This window comes from Rhizobium sp. SRDI969 (assembly GCF_025152725.1).
GTDB lineage: Bacteria > Pseudomonadota > Alphaproteobacteria > Rhizobiales > Rhizobiaceae > Rhizobium > Rhizobium leguminosarum_I.
The window spans coordinates 1,012,498-1,035,553 of the sequence record NZ_CP104035.1; the positions used below are offsets into that span (position 1 = coordinate 1,012,498).

The following is a 23,056-nucleotide window of genomic DNA, read 5'->3' on the forward strand; positions in this document are numbered from 1 at the left end:
TAAGAATTACCTAATATAAAAGGGTACGTCCTGCGATCGCGGATGCACCCTTTCGCGGCGACGTGAGCACAGTCCTGGAAGCCATGGGGGCAGGGCATGTTTGCAGGCCGCTATCTCTGGTGGATGCTGATAGGCATCGGCATCTTCATGTTCGCCACGTTGAGCCTCGATTATATCACCTGGCTCACGATCCAACTGTCCGGCTGCGGCGATATGGCCGGCACCTGCGAGCCGGTTCTCCGGCTGATATCGGGCGTGCTCAAACCCGCCTGCATCTGGGCTGCGATCGGCATACTCTTCATGGCGACCCTGCTCCGTCTTCACACGCTCTCGCTCATCTGGTTCTGGGGGCCGATCGTCGCCATCTGGTTCATTGCCTCGACGCCGATCCTCTTCTTCCTGGCGGCGGACGCAAGGGCTCTGACGCAACTCGACACGCTGGCGGCGCTCCCCATCGCCTCGTTGTTTCTGGCAGCTTTCGTCGCCTATCTCGTGATTGTCATCGAGGACGGAGACACGCACCCGCTTGCAGCGTCGGTGCCGTTGCGCCTCACACTCCGCCTGACGGCGGTCTACGGCGCGCTTGCCGGCGTGGCCTTCATGCCGGAACTGTCGCGGATCGCCGGGACGCTGCTCGACATGCCGGCACTTTCCGTCGTCATCGCGCTGGCGCAGCCATATCTGCAGACGGTGCTGACTTTTGGAACCGGCAGCATGGCGCCGACCTATGCCGTATTGGCAACCTTTATCGCGGCCCTTGCCGCTAGCCTTCTGCCGCATGCTGCTGTGCCGCAGCCCTCCCGCAGCACCATCATGCTGCGGCGATCACGCCGTTGAGATCGCGATAGGGTTTCAGCTGTTCGGCCGTCATCTCCGCCGGCACGATCAGCCCCGCCACCTCGGAAATGCCAAGCACGGGGCAGGGCGAGACGAGGTCGAACTTCTCCTCGGTCAGCAGCACGTGCGTTTCGGCCGCGCAGCGCGCGATGTGCCGCTTGATCGCCGCTTCCTCGAAATCGCCAGTGGAAAGCCCGTGCACTGGATGGGCGGCCGTCACCCCGAGGAAGAACAGGTCGGGGCGAAGCTGCGAGATCGCCGCCATAGCCGCTGCCCCCGTCGCCACCATCGAATGTTTGTAAAGCCGTCCGCCGGTGAGGATCACCTCGGCCGTCGGGTGGTGTTCGAGCTCGGCGGCGATCGTCGGGCTGTGGGTCGCAACCGTCAGCGGCATGTCGCGCGGCAAGTGTCTGGCGATCTCCGCCGTCGTCGTGCCGCCATCGAGGAAGATCATCTGGCCCGGCTTGACCATCGCCGCCGCCGCTGCCCCGAGCCGCGCCTTGATCTCAGACGAGACACTGCGCCGTGCGGTAAAGTCAGGCAAATCAGGCGCCAGCGGCATCGCCCCGCCATGCACCCGTTTCAACAGCCCCTCCGCCGCCATTTCCCTGAGGTCCCGGCGGATCGTGTCCTCCGAAAGGGCGAAATCCTCGGCCACGCGCTTGGCGATCACCTGGCCGTCACGGCGCAGGATGTCGAGGATGAGGGTCTTGCGTTGGGTTGTCAGCATCGGTTCTCTGCACGAAATCAAACATAATAGCCCGATATTGCACGAAATGACTCGACATTCAAGAAATATCGTGCATTTTCACGAAATCCCGTGCATGAGGCCGGGAGTGCTCACGCAGAAGCGGAGCGAAGGAGTGGATCATGTTGATTTTGATTGCCGGGCCCTATCGGTCCGGAACGGGCGACGACCCGGAAAAGATGGCCGCCAACCTGAAGCGGCTGGAAGCGCCTTCGCACGCGCTATTTGAGGCCGGCCATGTGCCGATGATCGGCGAATGGGTGGCGCTGCCGATCTGGCACGCCGCCGGCGGCCGGTCGGTCGGCGACGCGCTCTACGAAGAGATCTTCCACCCGGTCGCCGGCCGGCTGCTGCAGCTCTGCGAGGGTGTGCTGCGCTTACCCGGCGATTCCAAGGGAGCGGACAACGACGTCCGCATCGCCAGGGAACGCGGTATCCCGGTCTGGCACCGGCTGGAAGACGTTCCGGGCTGCGGTTGAGCGGATTGCTGCGCCCGCGCTTTGCCCTTCGCTTACGCTCAGCGCATTCGCGGCTTTGCCACTCACCCCCTCAACCGACCCTTCGGGCCACCTTCTCCCCGCTGGGGAGAAGAGGGAGCAAGCCGATCGCCCTCGTTTCCGCAACAGACGCTTTCAGAGGAAGTGAGGTGCTGCCACGAATCTCTTCTCCCCAGCGGGGAGAAGGTGCCGGCAGGCGGATGAGGGGGCCACACGCCACACCATTCATTGCCCTTCGCTCGCGCCCAACGCACCCCATTTGTCCTGGTGTGCCAAGGACGATCAAAACCCAATCTCCCCAGTTCCGGCGCCCCGACCGCTACGCTATAACCCTTGCCGAAAGGGAGTCGAGAACCATGCTGACATTGTACTACGCGCCGGGAACCTGCGCGCTCGCAAGCCTTATTGCCCTGGAAGAATCCGGCCTGGCCTTCGAAGTCAAGAAGATCAGCCTCCGCGATGGCGAGCAGCGTTCGCCGGACTATTTGAAGATCAACCCGAAGGGCCGGGTGCCGGCATTGGTCACCGATTATGGCGTGCTGACGGAAACGCCGGCGATCCTGGCCTATATCGCCCAGAGCGCGCCGGCCGCGAAGCTGGCGCCGCTTGACGATCCTTTCGAATTTGCCAGGCTCCAGTCCTTTAACAGCTATATCTGCTCGACCGTGCATGTGAACCATGCCCATCGTCCGCGCGGCTCGCGCTGGGCGGACGAGCCGCTGGCAATCGAGGCGATGAAGTCCAAGGTGCCTAGGAATATGGCCGATTGTTTCACGCTGATCGAGCAGACCATGTTTGAAGGCCCATGGGTGATGGGCGAAGCCTATTCGCTCGCCGATCCCTATCTCTTCGTGATGACCGACTGGCTGCCGTCGGATGGCGTCGATCCCGCCCGGTTCGAAAAGGCAAGCGACCATCACGCCCGCATGCTGCAGCGTCCCGCCGTGCAGCGGGCGCTGGCCTACGATCGGGTCTGATCCTTAAATCCGGCGGCAAGCTTCTTCGGCGCCCGGAACAGCCAGGCGCCGACCAGCCGCAGCCGCAATTCCTCGTCGCCGATCACGGCGGCGCGTACCGGCAGATGCGGCCAGCCGACATAATGATCGGTTTGAAAATAGACGTCGGGCGCCATCTCCAGCAGGTGATCCTTGTCGTCGAGCGAAATCGAGATCACGATCGTCTCGGCATTCTTCACCGCGACAAAGCTCTTGCCGCCGACGTTCAGTGCCGGACTGCCATAGGAGGTGCTCTCCTCGACATCGGGCAACCCGGCTTCCGCCGCCAGCCGCTTCAGACGTTCGAAGATCGCATCGACATCACAGGCCATGGTTCCGCCCTTTCTGCCAGGGCGAACCTACCATATCTTCAGGCGCATTTCGCCAGCGGCGGTTTGGCCTCTTTGGGAAAGCCGGCTGGCATCCCGAGCGGCAGATCGGCGATTTCGCGCATCGACATACGCTCGACCTCCGGATGCCGCAACGGATCGTCCTTCCAGGCGGGAGCATCGCCAATTTCCGCGGTGCCTACAGGAAGAACTGGTCTCAAGAAAAACTTCAGCAACAACATGGCATGCCTCGCTTTCTCAGTGGCGCGGAACAGATAGTGCAGTGGCTAACGCCCGCTGAACCATCGTATTTCCCGCAGACTGCATGTTCGAATTGATTGCGTATGCTTGCAATGTCGGCCTCAACAGGCAGATTTTCAATTGAGATTAGTGCGGCGGCGCTATAGAAAAACTATATGAAGAACCTGAATATGGTCCATCTCAACGGCCTGCGCGCGCTGGAAGCCGTCGGTCGTCTCGGCTCGCTCCAGGCCGCCGCCGACGAACTCGGCGTCTCGGTCGGCGCCGTCAGCCAGCAGGTCATCAAGGCCGAAGCCCAGCTCGGTCAGGTGATTTTCGAGCGCACCGCCAGGGGCATGATCGCCACCGAAGCCGGCCGGCCGGTGCTGCTCGCGCTCGACGAGGGGTTCGCCCGTCTTTCGGCGGCGGTGTCGATTGCGAGCCGCAGGGACGATACCATCCTGACGATCTCGGTGGCTCCGGTTTTCGCCGCCCGCTGGCTCGTCTATCGGCTCGATCGCTTCGCCGAGCGTCATCCCGACATCAAGCTGCGGCTGGACGCGACGACCAATCTCGTCAATCCGGCCCTTTGCGACGTCGATATCGGGATCCGCGTCGGCAGCGGCAAATGGCCTGACGTGAAGGCCGAACTGCTGCTGGCACAGGAGGTCTTTCCCGTCTGTTCCCCGGAGATGGCGGCGACATTGAAAGAGCCCGCCGATATCCTTCAACTGCCTGCCATCATCGATGGCCATGCCATGTTCACCTGGGAGGTCTGGATGCGTGAGGTCGGACTATCAGGTGCTACGCTTTCGACCCGTCACGTCTTCAACGATGCCTCGCTCTGCCTCGATGCGGCGATCGCCGGCCAGGGCGTCATGCTCGCCTGGCAGACCCTTGCCGCCTTTGCTCTTGCTGAAGGCCGGCTCGCCGCCCCTTTCGGCATTCGCGCGCCGACCGGCTTCGGTCATTACTTCGTCACTGCTGAAGGCACGCGCGAACCGAAGAAGGTCAAGGATTTCAAGGCCTGGATCCGCGAGGAAATGGCCGGCACGCTCACGCTCTTCCAGTAGCCCTCAAACCTCGATCGGCTCCTTGCCGCGGGTCGCCTGCATCTCCTTGTAGGCCGGGCGGGACTGGCAGCGCTCGATCCAGGCTTTGATATTCGGATGCGTTTGGAAAAGCGCCTCCTCGGTCTGGGCGTAGCGCAACACCTCGGCGAGGTTGAGATCGGCGACGGTGAAGCGGTCGCCGACGATCCATTGCCGGCCGGCAAGATGGCCTTCGAGAACCGCCAGCGGCCTGCGCAGCGAGCGGCAGGAAACCGCGATCGTCTGCTTGCCCTCTTCGCTGTTTTCGAGCCCGTTATCATAGGTCAGCACGATCTTCACCGTAAGCGGCTCGACCTGCGAAGCCGCCCAGACCGTCCACATCGTCAGCAATCCGTCTTCCTCGACGGTTTGGCCGGAAAGCGGTCCGCCATATCGACGCGCGAGATAAAGATTGATCGCCAGCGACTCGTGCATGACGAGATCGCCATCCCGAATGCTGGGGATCTGCGCCATCGGGTTGACGGCGATGAATTCCGACGACTGCGTGTTGAGCGGCGCCCCGGGCGCTAGCGGATCCGCCAGCCGCCGTGCTTGCAGCACCGGCACCGAGCGGAATTCGACCCCAAGCTCCTCCGCCATCCAATAGACGCGGGAGGCGCGCGAGCGATAAACTCCGTAGATTGTCAGCATGCCCATATCCCTCGATGTGTCCGGGAGAGCGTAAATGGCGGATCGGCGTGGGAAAAGTCCTTGTGGCTGATGGGATGATGAAAGCTTTTGATGGCCTTCAGGAAATGCGGTTTCTCTCGACGGTCAACTGCGCATAGGGCGAACCGCCGCCCGCCATCTCGCCGGAGACCTTCTTCTCCCACTGAAAGCCTAAAACCGCGCCTTCGGCGGTCTCCTGGAAAACATTATCGGTGATGACGGCGGTCCCGGCGCCATCGGCGACCGAGACGGCGCATCCCACAGGCGCCTTGCGCACCACGTTGCCCGTCACAACGACGTTGCGCAGATACGGACCCCAGCCGATCTGCAGGCCCCAGCGCGGCGCGCCTTCGATCACATTTCCCGAAATCAGCGTATCGGCCTCCGCCGCAATGCCGATGCCGAAACCGACTTCGTGCTTGTAAGGTCCCTTCAGCGTCAGGTTGCGCACGACATTGCCGGTGACGCTCGCCAGCCGGCCACCCTCGTCGAAATTGGCGATCGAAATGCCGTTTGCCGCCCCGTCGATCATGTTGGCGGAAACGACGGCGCCTTCGAAGGCGAATTCGACATAGATCGCCGTCTCGCCGGAACGCCGGCACTGGTTGCTGCTGATCTGAATGTCCGAGGCCGAATTGGCGCGGATCGCCGTGAAGGCGCAGTCGGAGATGTGGTTGTTCGCCACCATCACCCCGTCGGAGCGGAAGATGTTGATGCCGTTACCGTTTTGCCCGGTGCCGCCATCATTGGCGCGGATGTTGGTTATCCGGTTGCCGGAGACAACGGTGCCGTCCTCCGCCTTCTTCCAGCGATGTACGAGGATGCCGCCATTGCCGCAATCCGAGACCGTGTTGCCGGTGACCGAGAGGGTGGTGGAGTCCACCGCGTAAAGCCCGGATTGGCCGGCCCCCGAAATGCGGCTGCGCTCGATCCGCCCGCCGCAGCGCTCCAGTTGCAGGCCGTGCTTGCGGCTGCCGCCGATCTCGCAATTGTCGATCAGCACCTCGTCGACGCCGGTAAATTGCAACAGCCCGCCGGCATAGTCGCCAAGCCAGCGGTTGCCGCCGTCGATGACGAGATTGGAAAGCTCGATCCGCCGCACGTTCTCGGCCGCAAACAGATGGCCTTCGCCGGTATAGACGATCCGGGAGGCGCCGGGCACGCCAGTGATACGCGTATTATCCGGCAAAGTGAGATTGGAGACCCGGTAGGTACCGGGCGGCAGGAAGACCGGTACGTTCTCGCGCGCCGCCTGCTCGATCATCGGCTGCAGGTTGCGGGTCTTGCGGTCGCCGCTTTCGGGAATGGCGCGATATTCCACCCCGTCGATTGCCCCGCGCAGATCGGGCTGAGCGGTCGCCGTCAGCGGCGAGGCAAGCGCGCGCGATGCCGCTCCCGCAACGGCCGAGGCGGCAAGAAAGAGAAGCATGTCGCGGCGTGAGGGCATCCCGGGATCTCTTGTTACAACGCGTCCGTAGCAGGAAACGTGCCAGGCGGGCATGTGTTTTTTCGGCGCAAGCTGGGCAAAGGCCGATGAAATAGCCGTTTATGACCGAGGCTGACAGCAGGATCTCGCCGCTTTTATTGTCCTCTTGTTCACTCTTTCATTTAAGCAAGCCGAAGGAAATGAGGACTACTTTTAAGGGAAATTCTATGGCGAGTGCGGGAAACGGCCTTCGGCCGCAGGGGGAATAGCATCATGCACGAATTGGCTGCCAGGCGATGGGAATCAACCGATGCCCTGACGGCCGAAACGCGACGCATCGTCGCCGCGACGGAGGCAATGATGGCATCGACCGCCCACCAGCTTTCCGAGGGCATCGAGAACCTGCGCCTCAAGGCGATCCTCCACGAACTTCCGGATTTCCTCTACGTCAAGGATCGTGACAGCCGCTTCGTCTTCGCCAACGCCGTCACCGCCAGCAGCCTTGGCTTGGAGAGCGCTGCACTGATCACCGGCAAGCGCGATTTCGACCTGTTCGATTTCGAGACGGCGTGCCGCCATTTCGACATCGAGCAGCAGATCATGGCGACGGGCCAAGCCCGCATCGACATGGAGGAATCCTACGTCCTTCCCGGCAGCAGAAGGCCGATTTGCCGACTGACCTCGAAGATACCACTGCGCAACGATCGCGGCGAGATCCTTGGTCTGATCGGTGTTTCCCGTGATATCACTGAACGCAAGCGCCAGGAGGATCTGCATCGCGGCCAGGCGAGCCTGCTCGAAATGATCGCCCGCAACGAGCCGTTGCCGATGATCCTCGAGGCGCTCGTACTGATGATCGAGGCGCAGCTGGATGGGATTGACGGATCGGTGCTGCTGCTCGACGGCGAGGGCACGAGGCTCTATCACGGTGCCTCTCCCAATCTCCCCGGCGGCTACAGCCGCCTCATCGATGGTGTCACGATCGGGCCCAAGGTCGGCTCCTGCGGCACCGCCGCGTGGCGCGGTCAGACCGTGATCGTCGACGACGTGATGAGCGATCCGCTCTGGGAGGATTTTCGCGCGTTGATCGCGCCGTTCGGCTTCCGCTCCTGCTGGTCGACGCCGATCGCCACATCGCAGAACAATGTGCTCGGCACGTTTGCGCTCTATTCCAGGGAAGTCCGCCGTCCCACCGAGCAAGAAATGACGCTGGTGGCGCTCGCCACCCATATCGCCGGCATCGCCATCGAACGCAAGCGTGTCGATGACCGCATTCATTTCATGGCCCATCATGACGATCTGACGGGCCTGCCGAACCGCGCTTTCCTGAAGGAACGGCTGGCGAGCATTCTCGACCAGGCCCGGCGCAACAACCGCAAGGTGACCGTCGCCTATATCGATCTCGACAATTTCAAGGACATCAACGACGGCCGCGGCCACGCCGCCGGCGACGAGGTTCTCAAAGAGATCGCCGCCCGCATGGCCAACAGCGTCAGGGCGTCCGATATGGTGGTGCGTCTCGGCGGCGACGAATTCCTCGTCGTGCTGGTCCATCAGTCGAGCCACGATGCCGGCATCACGCGCCGCCTTCGCGATCTGCAAAAGGCGATCAACCGGCCGATCCGCGGCGCGGACGGCGAGATCACCGTCACCTCCAGCATTGGCGTTGCCGCCTTCCCCTTCGATGGAGCGACCTCGGAAGAGCTTCTCGCCAATGCCGACCGCGCCATGTACCGCGCCAAGGAGCTCGGTCGCAATACATTGCAACATCACGATGGCGGCGGCACGCCTGTGGGAATGCCACTCGGCGAGCAGGGGGAGCTGCACCAGGCGATCACTGGCCAGCAGTTGTTCCTGCAATACCAGCCGCAGGTCGATGTCTCCACCGGCCGCATCACCGGGCTGGAGGCGCTGGTGCGCTGGAACCATCCGGCAAAGGGCAGGGTGCCGCCGGTTAATTTCATACCGCTTGCCGAAGAGACCGGCCTTATCGTTTCCCTCGGTCTGTGGGTGCTGAACGAGGCCTGCCGCCAGGCACGCCTCTGGCAGGACATGGGCCTGACGCCGCTGACGATCGCCGTCAACGTCTCTGCCAAGCAGTTCGCCGATCCGGATTTCGCAACCCATGTCACTGAAGCGCTGGAGCGCCACCGCCTGCAGTCCCGCTGGCTGGAGCTTGAAGTCACCGAAAGCGTGGTGATGCAGGATGCCGAACGCGCGCTCGCCATGATGGAAACGCTGCGGGGGCTGGGCGTCCGCCTGTCGATCGACGATTTCGGCTCCGGCTATTCCAGTCTGGCGGCGCTGAAGACCTTCCCCTTCGATCGCCTGAAAATGGACCGCTCGCTGGTCGAGGCGCTGCCGGGTGACAAAACCGCCGTCGCAATCGCCTCGGCAGTCATCTCGCTGGCGCGGACGCTGAAGCTCTCGGTTCTCGCCGAAGGCGTCGAGACCGACGCTCAGATGGATTTCCTGCGCCAGGCGCACTGCGAAGAGGCGCAAGGCTTCCGCTTCTCTAAACCGGTCTCCCCGGAGGAGATCCCGGCATTGCTGCGGGCGCGGAGCCTCTGAGCTCTATTTTACAAGCTTGCCGATCGCCTCGATCTCGTTCGTCCATATGCCCGCCGCATAGTTTGGCGGCAGCCGCGCCAGTTGCGCGGGGTCGTCGATGCCGGTGGAAAAATCGCTGCCGCGATAGGGGCCGAGCACGAAAACCTCGGTCCCGGCATCTGCCATCCGGTTGAGAAAACGATCCGGCCAGCCCCAGAGCCATGGCGCGATATTGATCGGTACCAGCATCATCGCATGTTTGCACTCGTTCGGCAGCAGGCCGGTCCAGCCATAGCCGATATAGCCGGTGAGGCAGCCCTTCAGGCTCTTGCGCGAGGCGGTCTTGATATCGGGCACGAGCCGGCGGAGCACGTCGATCGGCTCGTCACCGCCATAGACGATGATCTCGGCCCGCCGCTCAGTGGAAAGCCCGTTGAGCACGGTGGCGAGCTTTTTGCCCTCGGAGGGATCGCGGCTCTTGACGTTGATGAGGAAGCGCCGATCCGGAAAGGTCGAGAGTACCTCGGCTAGGGTTGGCATCATGCCGACGCCCCGGCCGCGAAAGGGAAAAGTCTTGCCGTCATCGGCGTTATAACCATAGCCGATGTCGAGCCTCTTCATGTCGGCCATCGAATGCTCGCGGGTGACGCCATGGCCGTCGGTGCGGCAATCGAGCGTCCAGTCGTGAAAAACTGCGAACTGCCCGTCCGTCGTCGGATGCACGTCGATCTCGATGATATCGGCGCCGGCCGCAAAGCCTGCCTGCATCGACGGAAGCGTGTTTTCGAGATAGCCGTGTTTCGGCGCCAGCATGCGGCTCGCCGTGCAGGTGTCGTTCTTGAGATCGGTCTCGTCGAACCGCTGTGCGATGCCGCGATGCGCAAGCAGCACCGGTTTTCCCGGCCGATGTTGCGCCAGCAGGCTGGTATTGTTGAGGTAGATGCCCGCCGCGGCGACGGCGATTGCCGCCGCACAATAGAAGAGCTTCCTGCCCAAAGTTGATCCCCCTCTGGTTGTATCGACGAGCAAGTGCTAGAAAGCGATTCCGGTTGTTCTTGGGCTGTTTTCCGGTTTTTCTATGCTGCGACGCCAATGAGACTGATCGCTATGGAATTTGACGACGGCGAGCTCATCCATTTCGAAGCGCACGGCGCCGCTCCGTTGCCGCCGGCAGCGGTCGACGGTCATGTCGCGCATGACGGTGCCCGTATCTGGTACGCAAGTTACGGCGCCGGCCCTCCTGTCATCCTGCTGCATGGTGGCCTCGGCAACAGCGGCAACTGGGGCTATCAGGTCCCGGCACTCTTGCGCAGCGGCCGCCGCGTCGTGCTGATCGACAGCCGCGGCCATGGAAGAAGCAGCCGCGATGACCGTCCCTATACTTATGAGCTGATGGCTTCAGACGTGCTCGCCGTCATGGATGAGCTGCATCTCGACAAGGCGGCGATCGTCGGCTGGAGCGACGGCGCCTGCATCGCTCTGATTCTCGCCATGACGGCGCCGTCCCGTGTCGAGGGTGTCTTTTTCTTCGCCTGCAACATGGATCCGAGCGGCACGCGGGAATTCGCGCCGACACCGGTCATCGACCGTTGCTTCAGCCGTCATGCCAGGGATTATGCCGCATTGTCCGCCACTCCGGACGATTTCAATGCCTTCGTCGAGGCGGTCAGCCTGATGATGCGGACGGAGCCGAACTATCAGGCCGCCGACTTGGGCCTGATCCGCGTGCCGGTCGCGATCGTGCTTGGCGAGCACGACGAATTCATCAAGCCCGACCATGCCGAATATCTTGCCCGCAGCATTCCGAACGCCGAGATAATCTATCTCAAAGGCGTCGGCCATTTCGCGCCGCTGCAGCGGCCGGCTGATTTCAACGCCGCGGTGGTCGCCTTCCTGGATGACATCGGCACACGAAAAAATGAAGACTTGCGGCGTTGAGCCGCGGCAGCGCAATTTCATAAGAATTCAGTAACTTTTTCGGAACGGCAAACGTAGGGTCCTGTAGGAAGGATTCGTTTTGTCGTTCGCTCACGAAGACCTTCGAGCCGCCGCCCGCTCAGGTGATTTCCTGTGCATGGGTAGGTTGCGCGGCCCGATGGCGTGTGCTCGATCCGCGGCTCCTCCACTTGTCTTGAGAAGGCCACGGAGCAGGAATGATCAGTATCGATATTGACGAGCGAGTTTCCATCGCGCGAAAATCGCTGAGCGACGCTATGAGTTTTCAGGCCTCGGGCGATCTCGAAAGCGCCGAGAAAGCCTATGTCCGAGTCCTCCACAAGGACTATCGCACGATAGACATCCTACCGCTGCTGGCGAATGTCGTCGCAAAGAGAGGTGATGCAGAAACCGCTCTTTACTACTGGGACAAGCTGCTCGGCCTCAATCCCGGCCATCTCGTCGCCCTGATGGAAAAAGGTGCGCTGCTGCGTCAGCTCGGCCGGTCGGCGGAAGCGGTCGGCTGCTATGAGATGGCACGTGGCCTGTCACCGGAAAATCCTCTCGTGCGCAACAACCTCGCCGTCGCACTGGCCGATTCCGGCCGGCAGCCGGAGGCGCTGGCGGAATTCCGTCATGTTCTGCGGTTGCAGCGGGACAATATCAATGCCCGGCATCAGATAAGACGGATCTCCTCGTTGATCGTGCCCTTCTGGCACATCGCCATGATGAACGACACTCGACGCAACGATGCCTTTGAAGCGGCAATCCGCCTTGCCATAGAGCTGCGCGGAGCCGATGCGCAGATCCTCGATATCGGCGCGGGGAGCGGCCTGTTGTCGATGATGGCGGCGCGCGCCGGCGCCACCAATATCGCGACCTGTGAGAGTGTGCCGGCCATAGCGCAGACGGCGGAGAGGATCATCGCCGCCAATGGTTATCGCGAACAGATCGACATCTTCGAAAAGCCCTCGACCGAACTTTCCGTCGGCAGAGAGATGAAAGCCCGCGCCGACATCCTGATTTCCGAGATTCTTTCGAGCGATCTCCTTGCCGAAGGCGTGCTGAAAACCTTCGAGGACGCCCACGCCCGGCTGGTCCGCGAGGACGCGATCGTCATTCCACGCGCCGCCTCCGCCATCGGCTGCCTGGTTGCCAGCGAAACGCTCTCCAACTATGCCCATGTCGGCGACGTCTCCGGCTTCGACATGTCGCAGTTCAATGCGCTTGCCCCTTTGCGCCTGCCCGTTCACGGCACGATGACCGAGTGGACCAGGCTTTCGGACGATTTCGAGATCGCTGCAGTGGATCTCACCGCCCGCAAACATTCTGCAGCGCTGCGTAAGATAACGGTGCCTGTGCAGGCAAACGGCACCGCCGTCGGGGTCGTCCAGTGGATGAAGGTCGATCTGATCGAGGGTGTGGTTTTCGATAACCACCCCGACGGCTATCATGATGGAGGATGGCTCCAGGTTCTTCACACTTTCCCGCAGCCGGTCGACGTCCATGCAGGTAGCTCGGTGGACATGCTGGTTGGCCACGACGGAACGAGCCTGCTGATGACGCCGATCGCCTGAGCAACGGCCTTCTGTCGCAGCCACGGAGGGTCAGCATGGCCGTCTTCAGGAAAGGCGGCCATGCTCGGTACTGTCCGAGTGTTTTCGACCAACGTCACGACGGAGACGAGCTTGCGCAGTGGTCGCTTCCGGTGCATTCGCCAGTCCCTTCTTCCCGCCCTCTGGCCTCGCGCCCATTTCCCGCTATCTCTCCTTCCATGAGACCTGATGCGCTGCTCTATCCCGCCCCGGAGGGGCTCTATTGCCCGGAAGGCGGCTTTTATGTCGATCCGGTGCGGCCAGTCGAGCAGGCGCTCGTCACCCATGGCCATTCGGACCATGCCCGCCCGGGCCATGTGAACGTGCTTGCCACCCGCCAGACGCTCGACATCATGCGCCTGCGTTACGGCGACGGTTTCTGCGCCAGCGAGCAGGTCGCCGCCTTCGGCGAAGAACTGCTGGCCAACGGCGTCAAGGTGAGCTTTCATCCGGCCGGCCATGTGCTCGGCTCCGCCCAGATCGCCATCGAGAAGAACGGCACCCGCATCGTCGTCTCCGGCGATTACAAACGCCGCCCCGACCCGACCTGCGCGGCCTATGTGCCGGTTGCCTGCGATGTCTTCATCACCGAGGCGACTTTCGGCCTGCCGGTCTTCCATCATCCCGATCCGATGGAGGAGACGGCCAAGCTGCTGGCATCGCTCAGGCAATTTCCCGAGCGCACCCATCTCGTCGGCGCCTATGCGCTCGGCAAGGCCCAGCGCGTCATCCGGCTGCTGCGCGATGCCGGTTATGCCGAACCGATCTATATCCATGGCGCCATGGAAAAACTCTGCGACTATTACATCGAGCAGGGCATCGATCTCGGCGAACTGCTGCCGGCGACGATCGAAAGCCGCGACAAGTCCGCCTTCAAGGGCGCGGTCGTCATCGGCCCGTCATCGGCCTTCGCCGATCGCTGGGCCCGGCGCTTCAACGAGCCGCTGCCGGCCTTCGCCTCCGGCTGGATGATGGTGCGCCAGCGCGCCAAACAACTCGGCGTCGAACTGCCGCTCGTCATATCCGATCATTGCGACTGGCCGGAACTGACGGAAACCATCCGGGAATTGCACCCGGCCGAGGTCTGGGTGACGCATGGCCGCGAGGAGGCCCTGGTGCGCTGGTGCCAATTGCAGGGCATCAAGGCGAAACCGCTGCATCTGGTGGGTTATGAGGACGAGGGCGATTGAGGATGGAGTTTCTTGCTGAAAACCCCTCCCCAACCCCTCCCCACAAGGGGGAGGGGCTTAACACCGGGCCCTCGCTGCATTCATCTTCCAGCGCGGAGCATGCGGTCGGCTTGTTGGTTTGCGAGGCGGTGCCACAGCTTAGTCCCTCCCCCTTGTGGGGAGGGGTTGGGGAGGGGCCTTTTCCATACGCCGTTGGGGAGGGGTCTTCCTCAAGAGTCGGGAGGCGCCCATGAAAGCCTTCGCCGACCTCCTCGACCGCCTGGTGCTCACCCCCAGCCGCAACGGCAAGCTGAAGCTGCTGACCGACTATTTCCGCGACACGCCGGATCCCGACCGCGGCTATGGCCTTGCCGCCATCGCCGGCACGCTGGAGGTGCGCAACGTCAAGCCCGCCATGCTGCGCGAGCTGGTACTCGAGCGTATGGACGAGGTGCTGTTCCGCTATTCCTATGATTATGTCGGTGATCTCGCCGAAACCATCTCGCTCGTCTGGGACAATGAGCGGGATATCGACCGTTCGGCTTTCGCCCAGCCGCGTCTCGGCGAGGTCGTTACCGGCATGAATGCACTCGGCCGCACAGAAGTGCGCAGCTTCGTTCGCGACCTGCTCGACCGGCTGGATTCGTCCGGTCGTTTCGCCTTCATCAAGCTGGCGACCGGCGCCATGCGCATCGGCGTTTCCGCCCGCCTCGCCAAGCAGGCGCTGGCCGATCTCGGCGATAAGGACGTCACCGAGATCGAAACCCTCTGGCACGGCCTGCAGCCGCCTTATCAGACATTGTTCGAATGGCTGGCAGGTGGCGGCGAAAAACCGGTGCTGGCCACACCGGCGATCTTCCATTCCGTCATGCTCGCCAATGCGGTGGAGGAGGGCGACCTTACCGGCCTTGATCCGGCCCACTACGCCGCTGAATGGAAATGGGACGGCATCCGCGTCCAGCTCTCACGCTCCGGAGACACGCGCAAGATCTATTCCCGCTCGGGCGACGACATTTCAGGCGCCTTTCCCGATGTTCTCGACGCGATCAATTTTTCCGGTGTCGTCGACGGCGAATTGCTGGTCGGCGGCACTGCCCGCTCCAACAGCCCGACCCGCACCTTCTCCGACCTGCAGCAGCGCCTGAACCGCAAGACGGTGACGTCGAAGATGCTTGGCGATTACCCAGCCTTCATCCGCGCCTATGATCTGCTCTTCGACGATGAGGAAGATGTTCGCGGCCGCACCTATATCGATCGCCGCGACCGGCTGACCGAGATCATCGACCGCGCCCCCCATGACCGTTTCGATCTCTCGCCGCTCGTGCCGTTCTCGTCGTGGGAAGAACTCGACGCTCTGCGTGCCGCCCCGCCCGATCCGGTCATCGAAGGCGTGATGATCAAACGCCGCGACAGCGTCTATCAGGCCGGCCGCATGAAGGGTCCCTGGTTCAAGTGGAAGCGTAACCCCTATAATGTCGATGCGGTGCTGATGTATGCCCAGCGCGGCCACGGCAAGCGCTCGAGTTACTATTCCGATTTCACCTTCGGCGTCTGGGCTGATGACCAGGACGGCGAACAGCTGGTGCCGGTGGGAAAGGCCTATTTCGGCTTCACCGATGCCGAACTCGAGGTGCTCGACAAGTTCGTGCGTGATAATACCACCGAGCGCTTCGGCCCGGTGCGGGCCGTGCGCGCCGACAAGGATTTCGGATTCGTCGTCGAAGTGGCCTTCGAGGGCATCAACCGCTCGACTCGGCACAAGTCGGGGGTCGCCATGCGCTTCCCCCGCATCGCCCGCCTTCGCCCCGACAAACCCTCCTACGAGGCAGACCGGCTGCGCACGCTGATCGCCATGATCGAGGCCAAGCCGGCGTGATGCTGCGCAAAATGACGCAGGGCAATATTTTCAACACGATGTGTATTGGCGGCAGCGATCTTCCGGTGCAGATTTTCCAGAGCATGATGCCGAAAAGCGTAAGCGGTTTTCGGAAGGCATCATGCTCATTTAGAATGGCCGGGGAAATGATGGATGCTGCGTTATGAGCTCGCGTGAACAAAATTCCTTTTTCCATCAACGCCGTGCCGTTCTGGCGGGTGTTGCCGGTGCACTTGTCCTGCCGCGCATGGCGGCAGCTTTCGATGTCCCGGATGAGCCGCGCCTTGCCAAGCACGACTACGCCAAGGTCCGCCACCATTTCCGCACCAAGCTGTTGCAGAAGGGCCCGGCGCCCGACAAATACGAATCGCTGAATGCGCCTGCCGATGCCGACAAGATCTTCTACCGTTCCGGTTACGGCGAGCTGGAACTGGCGGCCTGGGTCTCGAAATACAAGCGCGAGCGCGCCGCCAAGCCTGCCGTGCTCTTCCTGCACGGCGGCAATGCCATGGGCATCGGCCACTGGCAGCTGATGAAGCCCTATATGGATGCCGGTTATGTCGTGATGATGCCGTCGCTGCGCGGCGAAAACGGCCAGATGGGCAATTTCTCCGGCTTTTACGACGAGGTCGACGACGTGCTCGCTGCCACCGAGCGCCTGGAGCATCTGCCGGGTGTCGATCCCGAACGCCTGTTCATCGCCGGCCATAGCATCGGCGGCACGCTGACCATGCTGACGGCGATGACCACCCACAAATTCCGCGCCGCCGCGCCGATTTCCGGCAACCCCGACGCCTTCCGCTTCTTCAACCGCTATCCGCAGGATATCCGCTTCGACGACAGCAATACGCATGAATTCGAGGTGCGTTCGGCGCTGTGCTACGCCCACAGCTTCAAATGTCCGGTCCGCGTCGTCCACGGTACGGAGGAGCCGCATTTCAACGATCGCGCCGATCTGCTTGCCCGCCGCGCCCGCGGCGCCGGCGTTCAGATCGAGACTGAAACCGTCGCCGGCAACCACACCTCGGCGCTGCCGACCGAGATCGAACAGAGCATCCGCTTTTTCCATGGGGTGGCGGCCTGAATTTCCAGCCGCTTCAAATAGAGGGCCATTGGCCTATATTGCTGTCATGACGACGAACGCTAAGAGCATGCCAGAGAGCATGATTGTGCCGAACGACTTCCCCGAGCTGAAATCGCTCGCCTGGAATCGTGATCTTGCGCGCGCCATGCCTGCCCGCGAGGCCTTCGCGCTTTATGAACGCAACTGGCGTTTCGTCGATACCGGCAGGCTGACCGAGCGGGAGGTGCAACTGATCCGCGATCTGGCCGCCACCTATGGTAACGGCGTCCTGCTCGTTTCCTAATTTTCCGTTTCTTTATCCTTCGCGTTTAGGCTTGGGCGAAATTGGGTGGCCACCATGGAATTCAGACGTCCGGAACATCGCATCATCGCCGCGGCCCTTCGGCTGATGGCGACTGATTTTCTTCTGGCCAACAAGTGTTGGTTTGCCGGCGGAACCGCCATTGTCATTCATCTCGACGAATACCGACTGTCGCTCGATGTCCATTTTCTCGGTGCGGATGGCGAGGGATATCGCGCCTTGCGTATGGCGGCGGTCGAAAGCGGAGTAGGAGCCTTTTTCGGAAGGCCGGTTGCCGGACTCCGAGACTTCAGGACAGACCAATACGGCATCCGCACGGTCCTTACCCTCGACGCGCAGCCGATTCGCTTCGAAATCGTGCGCGAGGCGCGGATTGCTCTTGAAGGCACTGTCGATCCTCGGCTGAGTGTTCCCATGTTGTCGCTGCCTGATATGTTCGCCGAAAAGCTGCTCGCCAATGCCGACCGCTGCCAGGACAGGGCCGTCGCCTATCGTGATGCTATCGATCTCGGCAGCTTCTCACCCGTTACGTGGAAATTCCCGCTGTCGCTGTTCTCAAGGCGACGGAAGCTTATGGGCAAGACATTGAGCGCAAGATCGGTTGGGTCCTCGCCAGACTTGAGGACGACACCGAGTTGAGACATGCCGCAAGCGTCCTGCAGATGGACGGCGACCTTGCCGTGCGGGCGATCGCTGCGCTTCGCGGCGAAGCCCGACGGCTCTGGTCGTCTTGGCCCCCCGCCTTCCCACCTCGACGCCAGCCTCGCGCCAGCCGCGGATGCCATCGTTCCGGCAGATATCGCTGTCTGCCGATCGTTGATAAGGGTGGTTCCATGAATTTTCTGCGCCGGGTCTTCCCGATTGCCGGGCTCGTGATTGCAGTTGCGTCGCTGAGCGGCTGCAACATCCTCATTCCCGATGTCGCCGCCGATTCGCCCGCCCGCTTCGTCCAGGAAACCTCGCCGGTCTTCTATCAGCCGCCCGGCGTCGATCCGCGCCGGGTGCGGCCGATCCCCGATCAGCCGGTGCCGCAGACGCGCGAGCTCTACAAGACGCAGTTCCATCAGACCTATGGCCTGCCGGTTAGCAATCCCGTGCATATGGCGATGTATGGTGAGCTTCGTGACGAGGATTTCACCCTGCCGGCAATCCCGGTCAGCCGCGTGCAGCCGCAGTTCCTGCGCCAGGAGGTCGATTATCAGACGGCCGAGCGTCCCGGCACCGTGATCGTCGATACCAAGGCGCATTTCCTCTATTTCGTCGAGGGCAACGGCAAGGCGATGCGCTACGGCGTCGGCCTCGGCCGCGACGGTTACGCCTGGTCCGGTCGTGGCGTCATCCAGTGGAAGCAGAAATGGCCGCGCTGGACACCGTCGGTCGAAATGGTATCGCGCCAGCCTGAGGTTCGTCCCTTCGGGGCGGAGAATGGCGGCATGAATCCGGGGCTGATGAACCCGCTCGGCGCGCGCGCCATGTATATCTACAAGGACGGGCAGGATACGCTCTACCGCGTCCATGGCACCCCCGACTGGCAGTCGATCGGAAAGGCCACCTCGTCGGGCTGCGTACGCATGCTAAACCAGGATGTCGTCGATCTTTATAACCGCATTCCTGCCAGGGCCGAGATCGTTGTGATGTAGCGCTGCAACAGCGCAGCCCATATCGTCCGCTGCGGGTCGGACACGTCTGCGTGAACCTATGGTTTATTTAGCGCAAGCCGATAGATTTCCTATTGTCGTTACCGGCATTGGACGAATCATCGGTTTAGTCGATGTCTCGTCCGGCTTCCCGTATCAAAGGAAATCAGTCCCGCGTCATGAGCTTCGATAGACATCTTTCCCGCCGTAGCTTTCTTTCCTTTTCGGCGTTGACCGCAGCCTCCGCGCTCACCGGCTGCGCCTCCTCGGCCAACACCGTGACATCAGGCGATCAAACGATCATTTACCGTTCGCCCATGCGCCTGTTCCAGTCGCCGGAAACGTCGAGCGTACCGAGCGGCGCCGAGCTTGCCGTCATGTATGGCCCCGTCGAGGACGGCGGGTTTCTCATTCCCGCTGTTCCCTACGAACAGATCGATCCGCGCTATTATCGCCAGCGCGTCGTCGATCCTACCGGCCAGGCCCCCGGCACCATCGTCGTCGATACGCCGTCACGCTTCCTCTATCTCGTCCAGGGCGACGGCATGGCAATGCGTTACGGCGTCGGCATCGGCCGCGAGGGTTTCGCCTGGCAGGGGTCGGGCGTCATCCAGTGGCGTCAGAGATGGCCGCGCTGGAAGCCGCCGAACGAGATGGTCGCTCGCCAGCCGGAACTCGTCAAATATTCGATCGACAACGGTGGCATGGAGCCGGGCCTGAAGAACCCGCTCGGCGCCCGCGCCCTCTATATCTTCTCGAATGGAGAGGACACGCTCTACCGCCTGCACGGCAATCCGGACTGGCGCTCGATCGGCAAGGCCGTCTCGTCGGGCTGCGTGCGGCTGCTCAACCAGGATATCATCGATCTCTACGACCGCGTTCCGACAAAGGCGCCGATCGTCGTCTGGCAGTAATTTTCACCGAGGCGGTCGCGATCCGGCCGCCTCGGACCAATCCCTTTTCCCCAGGCAAGCAGGTGCTTTGCCCCAGGCAAGCGGCTGCTTTGCCCCAGGCAAGCAGTGCTTTGCCTCCCAGGCAAGAGCTTCATTTTGCGCCCGCAAGAGAATTATTTTCCGAAATACCATTGCTTAATTCGGTAAATATCCTACATGGTGCGTATCGAATTGCTTGCGACCTTTGTCCACGCGCTTGAGCGCTCCGTCAGATATCCTCTCAACATCGATACGGCTTGTCGGGGATTGTTCCGCAGGCGAACACAAACGGTTGAAAAGGAGATCGTTATGAATTCAGGCGTCGTCAAGTGGTTCAATGGCACCAAGGGTTTTGGCTTCATTCAGCCCGATGATGGTTCTACGGACGTTTTTGTCCATATCTCAGCGGTTGAACGCGCCGGAATGCGCGAACTCGTTGAAGGTCAGAAGATCCGCTACGATCTCGTCCGCGACAAGAAGTCCGGCAAGAATTCGGCTGACAATCTTCAGGCCGCATAATTTTGTCATTCGCCTACGCTGACCACGGATGTACTGGCAGCGGGCTGACCAAACTGGCAGCGGGCTGAGTGACTGGAAGAGGTCGGGTTCGAGCCCGGCCTTTTTGCTTTGCGCAGGCCTTGTGAGCGACAGATTGAGCAGCCGAAGAGTCGAAGGAACGCTGAAATGGGCAGACAAAACTATAAAGTCGGCGACATGATCGTGCTGAAATCCGGCCTCACCCGCACGGCGAAAGCCGATAAGCGGTGCCGGATCTCCAGCATCCTGCCCAACGACCATGGGCATGTGCAGTATCGCGTCCAGTTCGACGCAGAGAATTTCGAGCGCCGCATCACTGAGGCCGACATCGATACCGGTGAAACTCCGTCGAGGGCTTCTCCCGAGGCGGCGGCCAAGTCCGACGGCGCCGAGCCCTGGCTGAAGTTTTCGAGCATCAAAATCGGGAAGTAGTCCCGGGTTTTTATTTTGACCCGGGTTTTTAATTTGGACAGTGCGGCGGCCGCCGCGACAGGAAGGATATCGTTTTGCAGGTACTCGTCAGAGATAATAATGTCGATCAGGCGCTCCGCGTGCTCAAGAAAAAGATGCAGCGGGAAGGCCTGTTCCGGGAAATGAAGGCGCGTAGCGCCTTTGAGAAGCCGTCCGAGAAGCGCGCCCGCGAAAAGGCCGAGGCCATTCGCCGCCAGCGCAAGCTCGCCCGTAAGAAGCTGCAGCGCGAAGGTCTGCTGCCGGCACCGAAGAAGGTTCTCCGCCCGACCCGCTAATCCGGCCGTGGCATCACGGCCCCACCGTGGCATCACGGCCCCACCGTGCAATCACGGTTCAGCCGTGAATCAAGGTTTCTGCCGTCGAGCCATGGCTTACAGCGCCGCGCGTCTTTTCAGGCGCGCAAAGGCACGCCGTAACGCTTTGAATTTTTGCATAATTCCTTGAACCGATTCCGATTTGAGGAATTATGCGACAGCGCCGCCATCACCTGGGAAAGGGGCACATGACCGCCACCAAGGGAGAATTCTTCAATCCTGCCAAGCTGTCGTCTCGCGACAAGGCGGAAGCGACCGATCACACGGCGCGCGCCATCATCGCCGCTGAGGCATCGGCCCGTGACAAGAAGACGGAGAAGCTGAAGGCGCTGCGCTTGCAGCAGGAGGCCGAGGCCGAACCTAAGGCGGCGCCTGCAAAGAAGCGCCGGTCACCGGCTAAGCCGCAGCCCTGATTCTCGGCGCGCACGCCGGCTCTGACGGGTGATGCGTTCAGCCGTCGCCCGTGCCGGTCCGCCCGAGATTCCCCCGCAGCCGATGCAGCATGTCGCGCATCTCGGCCATTTCCTTAAGCGTGCAGCCTGCGGCTTGCCCGATCGCCGTCATGATCGTATCGATCTCTCCCTTCATCGCCTGGCCTTTTAGGGTCAGCGACACGATCACCTGCCGTTCGTCGCGCAGGTCGCGGATGCGCTTGATCAGCCCGCCCTGTTCCAGCCGCTTCAGCAGCGGTGACAACGTGCCGGAATCGAGGTCGAGTTGCTCGCCGATCATCTTCACCGGCAGCTCGCCGCGTTCCCACAGCACCAGCATCACCAGATATTGAGGATAGGTCAGGCCGACCCTGTCGAGGATCGGCTTGTAGGCGCGGGTGAAGGCATGCGCCGTCGCGTAGACCGCGAAGCACAACTGCTTTTCCAGCCGCTTCTCCTCTTCCGGTATCTCCATCGTCTTCGTCGTTTGCGCTCTCATATCCATCATCCCTAGAGCGCCGTGCGTCCTTTTGGACGCACAAAGGACGCTCTAACTCTTTGAATCTACGCATCGTTCTTTCCGAAAATCGATTCCGATTTTCGGGCCGATGCGCTAGAGCATTTCCGTTTTTCTTCGAATCACGGAAATCCTCTTTCCCTTTGTTTTCACGCAATTCCGGGCGCCAACCGCTGCGCAGTTTTGCTGGAATTGCTCTAGAGCATGATGCCGAAAAGTGTGCGCGGTTTTCGGGCGGCATCATGCTCTAACTCTTTAATTTAGAACAGGATTCAGATTTTAGGCCGATGCAGCTTAAAATCATCCTGTTCCAAGGCCGGATTGTCCTCCTTTCGAATTCGAAATGCAATTTGCAAAATTCACTTGCGTGCAATTTAATTGCGCGATATTAAAAATCCAACCCGATCGAAGGGCCAACCAAAGGAGATCGTCATGCCTATTCTCTATACGACCAAAGCCTCTGCCACCGGCGGCCGCGCAGGCCGCGCTGTTTCCGAAAACGGCGTTCTGGACGTGACCCTGACCGTTCCCAAGGAACTCGGCGGCGACGGTGCGACCGGCACCAATCCCGAACAGCTCTTCGCTGCCGGATATTCTGCCTGCTTCCTCGGTGCATTGAAATTTGTCGCGGGTCAGCAGAAGGTCAAGATTCCGGAAGATACGACGGTCTCCGCCAAAGTCGGGATCGGCCCGCGTGAAGATGGCGGCGGCTTCGGCATCGAAGTGGCGCTGACAGTCAACATTCCGGGCCTCGACCGCGAAACCGCTGAAAAGCTCGCAGCCGCAGCCCACATCGTCTGCCCCTACAGCCACGCCATGCGCACCTCGACCGAGGTCCCGGTCACCGTAGCCTGATCCAGGCGTTTCCAGCAAAA

At 61.6% G+C, this 23,056-nt stretch carries 26 protein-coding genes and 1 pseudogene; 20 read left to right on the forward strand and 7 right to left on the reverse strand.

Going from position 1 to position 23,056, the window contains the following annotated elements; genetic code table 11:
• Window positions 1-96: 96 nt before the first annotated feature.
• The gene (locus N2A41_RS05115) at window positions 97-837 is read left to right on the forward strand and encodes a hypothetical protein (RefSeq protein WP_222386145.1); all 741 of its coding nucleotides are present in this window, start codon (window positions 97-99) and stop codon (window positions 835-837) included.
• Here N2A41_RS05115 and N2A41_RS05120 read toward each other — a convergent pair.
• Window positions 812-1,567 carry a DeoR/GlpR family DNA-binding transcription regulator gene (locus N2A41_RS05120; RefSeq protein ID WP_222386146.1) on the reverse strand — a complete coding sequence of 252 codons (756 nt, stop codon included), beginning with the start codon at window positions 1,565-1,567 and terminating at the stop codon, window positions 812-814. The genes N2A41_RS05115 and N2A41_RS05120 overlap by 26 nt on opposite strands.
• Before the next feature lie 140 nt (window positions 1,568-1,707).
• Between N2A41_RS05120 and N2A41_RS05125 the strand changes: the two genes are divergently transcribed.
• Complete coding sequence (locus N2A41_RS05125; RefSeq protein ID WP_003546432.1) at window positions 1,708-2,064, forward strand: hypothetical protein; 357 nt, start codon at window positions 1,708-1,710, stop codon at window positions 2,062-2,064.
• Window positions 2,065-2,438: 374 nt separating this feature from the next.
• Window positions 2,439-3,059, forward strand: a complete 621-nt coding sequence (locus tag N2A41_RS05130; RefSeq protein ID WP_260110435.1) for a glutathione S-transferase family protein — start codon at window positions 2,439-2,441, stop codon at window positions 3,057-3,059.
• On the opposite strand, the gene N2A41_RS05135 is transcribed toward N2A41_RS05130, so the two are convergent.
• Both N2A41_RS05135 and N2A41_RS05140 read right to left on the reverse strand, forming a co-directional pair.
• A complete protein-coding gene (locus N2A41_RS05135) occupies window positions 3,044-3,409 on the reverse strand; it encodes an MmcQ/YjbR family DNA-binding protein (RefSeq protein ID WP_260110436.1) in 366 nt (121 codons plus the stop codon). The genes N2A41_RS05130 and N2A41_RS05135 overlap by 16 nt on opposite strands.
• Window positions 3,410-3,447: 38 nt before the next feature.
• Entirely contained in the window at window positions 3,448-3,648 is a 201-nt protein-coding gene (locus tag N2A41_RS05140) for a hypothetical protein (RefSeq protein WP_260110437.1), read from the reverse strand.
• Window positions 3,649-3,822: 174 nt separating this feature from the next.
• Between N2A41_RS05140 and N2A41_RS05145 the strand changes: the two genes are divergently transcribed.
• Entirely contained in the window at window positions 3,823-4,719 is an 897-nt protein-coding gene (locus N2A41_RS05145; RefSeq protein ID WP_170279089.1) for a LysR substrate-binding domain-containing protein, read from the forward strand.
• A 3-nt stretch (window positions 4,720-4,722) separates the two neighbouring features.
• On the opposite strand, the gene N2A41_RS05150 is transcribed toward N2A41_RS05145, so the two are convergent.
• Complete coding sequence (locus tag N2A41_RS05150; RefSeq protein WP_222386150.1) at window positions 4,723-5,388, reverse strand: glutathione S-transferase family protein; 666 nt, start codon at window positions 5,386-5,388, stop codon at window positions 4,723-4,725.
• A 97-nt stretch (window positions 5,389-5,485) separates the two neighbouring features.
• Window positions 5,486-6,853, reverse strand: a complete 1,368-nt coding sequence (locus N2A41_RS05155) for a TIGR03808 family TAT-translocated repetitive protein (protein WP_260110438.1) — start codon at window positions 6,851-6,853, stop codon at window positions 5,486-5,488.
• Window positions 6,854-7,105: 252 nt separating this feature from the next.
• On the opposite strand from N2A41_RS05155, the gene N2A41_RS05160 reads away from it, so the two are divergent.
• Complete coding sequence (locus N2A41_RS05160) at window positions 7,106-9,403, forward strand: sensor domain-containing protein (RefSeq protein ID WP_222386152.1); 2,298 nt, start codon at window positions 7,106-7,108, stop codon at window positions 9,401-9,403.
• Window positions 9,404-9,406: 3 nt separating this feature from the next.
• On the opposite strand, the gene N2A41_RS05165 is transcribed toward N2A41_RS05160, so the two are convergent.
• Window positions 9,407-10,378: a glycerophosphodiester phosphodiesterase family protein gene (locus N2A41_RS05165; RefSeq protein ID WP_260110439.1), complete on the reverse strand. Its 972-nt coding sequence runs from the start codon at window positions 10,376-10,378 to the stop codon at window positions 9,407-9,409.
• 111 nt (window positions 10,379-10,489) lie between these two features.
• Between N2A41_RS05165 and N2A41_RS05170 the strand changes: the two genes are divergently transcribed.
• From N2A41_RS05170 to N2A41_RS05235, 14 genes and pseudogenes are all read left to right on the forward strand, one after another.
• Entirely contained in the window at window positions 10,490-11,320 is an 831-nt protein-coding gene (locus tag N2A41_RS05170) for an alpha/beta fold hydrolase (RefSeq protein WP_260110440.1), read from the forward strand.
• A 215-nt stretch (window positions 11,321-11,535) separates the two neighbouring features.
• Complete coding sequence (locus tag N2A41_RS05175; protein WP_260110441.1) at window positions 11,536-12,894, forward strand: tetratricopeptide repeat protein; 1,359 nt, start codon at window positions 11,536-11,538, stop codon at window positions 12,892-12,894.
• Window positions 12,895-13,091: 197 nt separating this feature from the next.
• The gene (locus N2A41_RS05180) at window positions 13,092-14,102 is read left to right on the forward strand and encodes a ligase-associated DNA damage response exonuclease (protein ID WP_222386155.1); all 1,011 of its coding nucleotides are present in this window, start codon (window positions 13,092-13,094) and stop codon (window positions 14,100-14,102) included.
• A 229-nt stretch (window positions 14,103-14,331) separates the two neighbouring features.
• On the forward strand, window positions 14,332-15,957 hold the full coding sequence (locus tag N2A41_RS05185) for a cisplatin damage response ATP-dependent DNA ligase (protein WP_260110442.1): 1,626 nt from the start codon (window positions 14,332-14,334) through the stop codon (window positions 15,955-15,957).
• Window positions 15,954-16,124, forward strand: a complete 171-nt coding sequence (locus N2A41_RS05190; RefSeq protein WP_260111137.1) for a hypothetical protein — start codon at window positions 15,954-15,956, stop codon at window positions 16,122-16,124. The genes N2A41_RS05185 and N2A41_RS05190 overlap by 4 nt, the downstream gene beginning before the upstream one ends.
• Window positions 16,121-17,041, forward strand: a complete 921-nt coding sequence (locus N2A41_RS05195; RefSeq protein WP_260110443.1) for an alpha/beta hydrolase family protein — start codon at window positions 16,121-16,123, stop codon at window positions 17,039-17,041. Before N2A41_RS05190 ends, N2A41_RS05195 begins: the two co-directional genes overlap by 4 nt.
• Window positions 17,042-17,120: 79 nt before the next feature.
• A complete protein-coding gene (locus tag N2A41_RS05200; RefSeq protein ID WP_246726254.1) occupies window positions 17,121-17,324 on the forward strand; it encodes a hypothetical protein in 204 nt (67 codons plus the stop codon).
• A 54-nt stretch (window positions 17,325-17,378) separates the two neighbouring features.
• Window positions 17,379-18,073: pseudogene (locus N2A41_RS05205) on the forward strand (nucleotidyl transferase AbiEii/AbiGii toxin family protein); the annotation flags it as partial.
• A 102-nt stretch (window positions 18,074-18,175) separates the two neighbouring features.
• Window positions 18,176-18,982 (forward strand): L,D-transpeptidase, encoded by an 807-nt coding sequence (locus N2A41_RS05210; protein WP_260110446.1) that lies wholly within the window; start codon window positions 18,176-18,178, stop codon window positions 18,980-18,982.
• 176 nt (window positions 18,983-19,158) lie between these two features.
• Window positions 19,159-19,893, forward strand: coding sequence for a L,D-transpeptidase family protein (locus N2A41_RS05215; RefSeq protein WP_017963459.1), 735 nt, complete (start codon window positions 19,159-19,161; stop codon window positions 19,891-19,893).
• Between the two features lie 327 nt (window positions 19,894-20,220).
• Complete coding sequence (locus tag N2A41_RS05220; protein WP_003546468.1) at window positions 20,221-20,430, forward strand: cold-shock protein; 210 nt, start codon at window positions 20,221-20,223, stop codon at window positions 20,428-20,430.
• Between the two features lie 165 nt (window positions 20,431-20,595).
• Window positions 20,596-20,880 carry a hypothetical protein gene (locus N2A41_RS05225; protein WP_017963461.1) on the forward strand — a complete coding sequence of 95 codons (285 nt, stop codon included), beginning with the start codon at window positions 20,596-20,598 and terminating at the stop codon, window positions 20,878-20,880.
• 74 nt (window positions 20,881-20,954) lie between these two features.
• On the forward strand, window positions 20,955-21,194 hold the full coding sequence (gene rpsU / locus N2A41_RS05230; RefSeq protein WP_003546477.1) for a 30S ribosomal protein S21: 240 nt from the start codon (window positions 20,955-20,957) through the stop codon (window positions 21,192-21,194).
• A gap of 227 nt (window positions 21,195-21,421) precedes the next feature.
• Entirely contained in the window at window positions 21,422-21,646 is a 225-nt protein-coding gene (locus tag N2A41_RS05235) for a hypothetical protein (protein WP_170258767.1), read from the forward strand.
• Between the two features lie 37 nt (window positions 21,647-21,683).
• Here the strand turns inward: N2A41_RS05235 and N2A41_RS05240 are convergent, their stop codons facing one another.
• On the reverse strand, window positions 21,684-22,172 hold the full coding sequence (locus N2A41_RS05240; protein ID WP_260110447.1) for a MarR family winged helix-turn-helix transcriptional regulator: 489 nt from the start codon (window positions 22,170-22,172) through the stop codon (window positions 21,684-21,686).
• A gap of 441 nt (window positions 22,173-22,613) precedes the next feature.
• On the opposite strand from N2A41_RS05240, the gene N2A41_RS05245 reads away from it, so the two are divergent.
• A complete protein-coding gene (locus tag N2A41_RS05245) occupies window positions 22,614-23,036 on the forward strand; it encodes an organic hydroperoxide resistance protein (protein ID WP_003546481.1) in 423 nt (140 codons plus the stop codon).
• Window positions 23,037-23,056: the final 20 nt, after the last annotated feature.

What these genes read in the sequence shown, in the direction of transcription:
- N2A41_RS05210 (WP_260110446.1), top strand. Translation starts at nt 18,176, where the DNA reads ATGAATTTTCTGCGCCGGGTCTTCCCGATTGCCGGGCTCGTGATTGCA.
- N2A41_RS05235 (WP_170258767.1), top strand. Translation starts at nt 21,422, where the DNA reads ATGACCGCCACCAAGGGAGAATTCTTCAATCCTGCCAAGCTGTCGTCT.
- N2A41_RS05140 (WP_260110437.1), bottom strand. Translation starts at nt 3,648, where the DNA reads ATGTTGTTGCTGAAGTTTTTCTTGAGACCAGTTCTTCCTGTAGGCACC.
- N2A41_RS05180 (WP_222386155.1), top strand. Translation starts at nt 13,092, where the DNA reads ATGAGACCTGATGCGCTGCTCTATCCCGCCCCGGAGGGGCTCTATTGC.
- N2A41_RS05155 (WP_260110438.1), bottom strand. Translation starts at nt 6,853, where the DNA reads ATGCCCTCACGCCGCGACATGCTTCTCTTTCTTGCCGCCTCGGCCGTT.
- N2A41_RS05245 (WP_003546481.1), top strand. Translation starts at nt 22,614, where the DNA reads ATGCCTATTCTCTATACGACCAAAGCCTCTGCCACCGGCGGCCGCGCA.
- N2A41_RS05130 (WP_260110435.1), top strand. Translation starts at nt 2,439, where the DNA reads ATGCTGACATTGTACTACGCGCCGGGAACCTGCGCGCTCGCAAGCCTT.
- N2A41_RS05170 (WP_260110440.1), top strand. Translation starts at nt 10,490, where the DNA reads ATGGAATTTGACGACGGCGAGCTCATCCATTTCGAAGCGCACGGCGCC.
- N2A41_RS05150 (WP_222386150.1), bottom strand. Translation starts at nt 5,388, where the DNA reads ATGCTGACAATCTACGGAGTTTATCGCTCGCGCGCCTCCCGCGTCTAT.
- N2A41_RS05185 (WP_260110442.1), top strand. Translation starts at nt 14,332, where the DNA reads ATGAAAGCCTTCGCCGACCTCCTCGACCGCCTGGTGCTCACCCCCAGC.
- N2A41_RS05135 (WP_260110436.1), bottom strand. Translation starts at nt 3,409, where the DNA reads ATGGCCTGTGATGTCGATGCGATCTTCGAACGTCTGAAGCGGCTGGCG.
- N2A41_RS05125 (WP_003546432.1), top strand. Translation starts at nt 1,708, where the DNA reads ATGTTGATTTTGATTGCCGGGCCCTATCGGTCCGGAACGGGCGACGAC.
- N2A41_RS05215 (WP_017963459.1), top strand. Translation starts at nt 19,159, where the DNA reads ATGAGCTTCGATAGACATCTTTCCCGCCGTAGCTTTCTTTCCTTTTCG.
- N2A41_RS05225 (WP_017963461.1), top strand. Translation starts at nt 20,596, where the DNA reads ATGGGCAGACAAAACTATAAAGTCGGCGACATGATCGTGCTGAAATCC.
- N2A41_RS05195 (WP_260110443.1), top strand. Translation starts at nt 16,121, where the DNA reads ATGAGCTCGCGTGAACAAAATTCCTTTTTCCATCAACGCCGTGCCGTT.
- N2A41_RS05145 (WP_170279089.1), top strand. Translation starts at nt 3,823, where the DNA reads ATGAAGAACCTGAATATGGTCCATCTCAACGGCCTGCGCGCGCTGGAA.
- N2A41_RS05160 (WP_222386152.1), top strand. Translation starts at nt 7,106, where the DNA reads ATGCACGAATTGGCTGCCAGGCGATGGGAATCAACCGATGCCCTGACG.
- N2A41_RS05240 (WP_260110447.1), bottom strand. Translation starts at nt 22,172, where the DNA reads ATGATGGATATGAGAGCGCAAACGACGAAGACGATGGAGATACCGGAA.
- N2A41_RS05200 (WP_246726254.1), top strand. Translation starts at nt 17,121, where the DNA reads ATGATTGTGCCGAACGACTTCCCCGAGCTGAAATCGCTCGCCTGGAAT.
- N2A41_RS05120 (WP_222386146.1), bottom strand. Translation starts at nt 1,567, where the DNA reads ATGCTGACAACCCAACGCAAGACCCTCATCCTCGACATCCTGCGCCGT.
- N2A41_RS05115 (WP_222386145.1), top strand. Translation starts at nt 97, where the DNA reads ATGTTTGCAGGCCGCTATCTCTGGTGGATGCTGATAGGCATCGGCATC.
- N2A41_RS05220 (WP_003546468.1), top strand. Translation starts at nt 20,221, where the DNA reads ATGAATTCAGGCGTCGTCAAGTGGTTCAATGGCACCAAGGGTTTTGGC.
- N2A41_RS05175 (WP_260110441.1), top strand. Translation starts at nt 11,536, where the DNA reads ATGATCAGTATCGATATTGACGAGCGAGTTTCCATCGCGCGAAAATCG.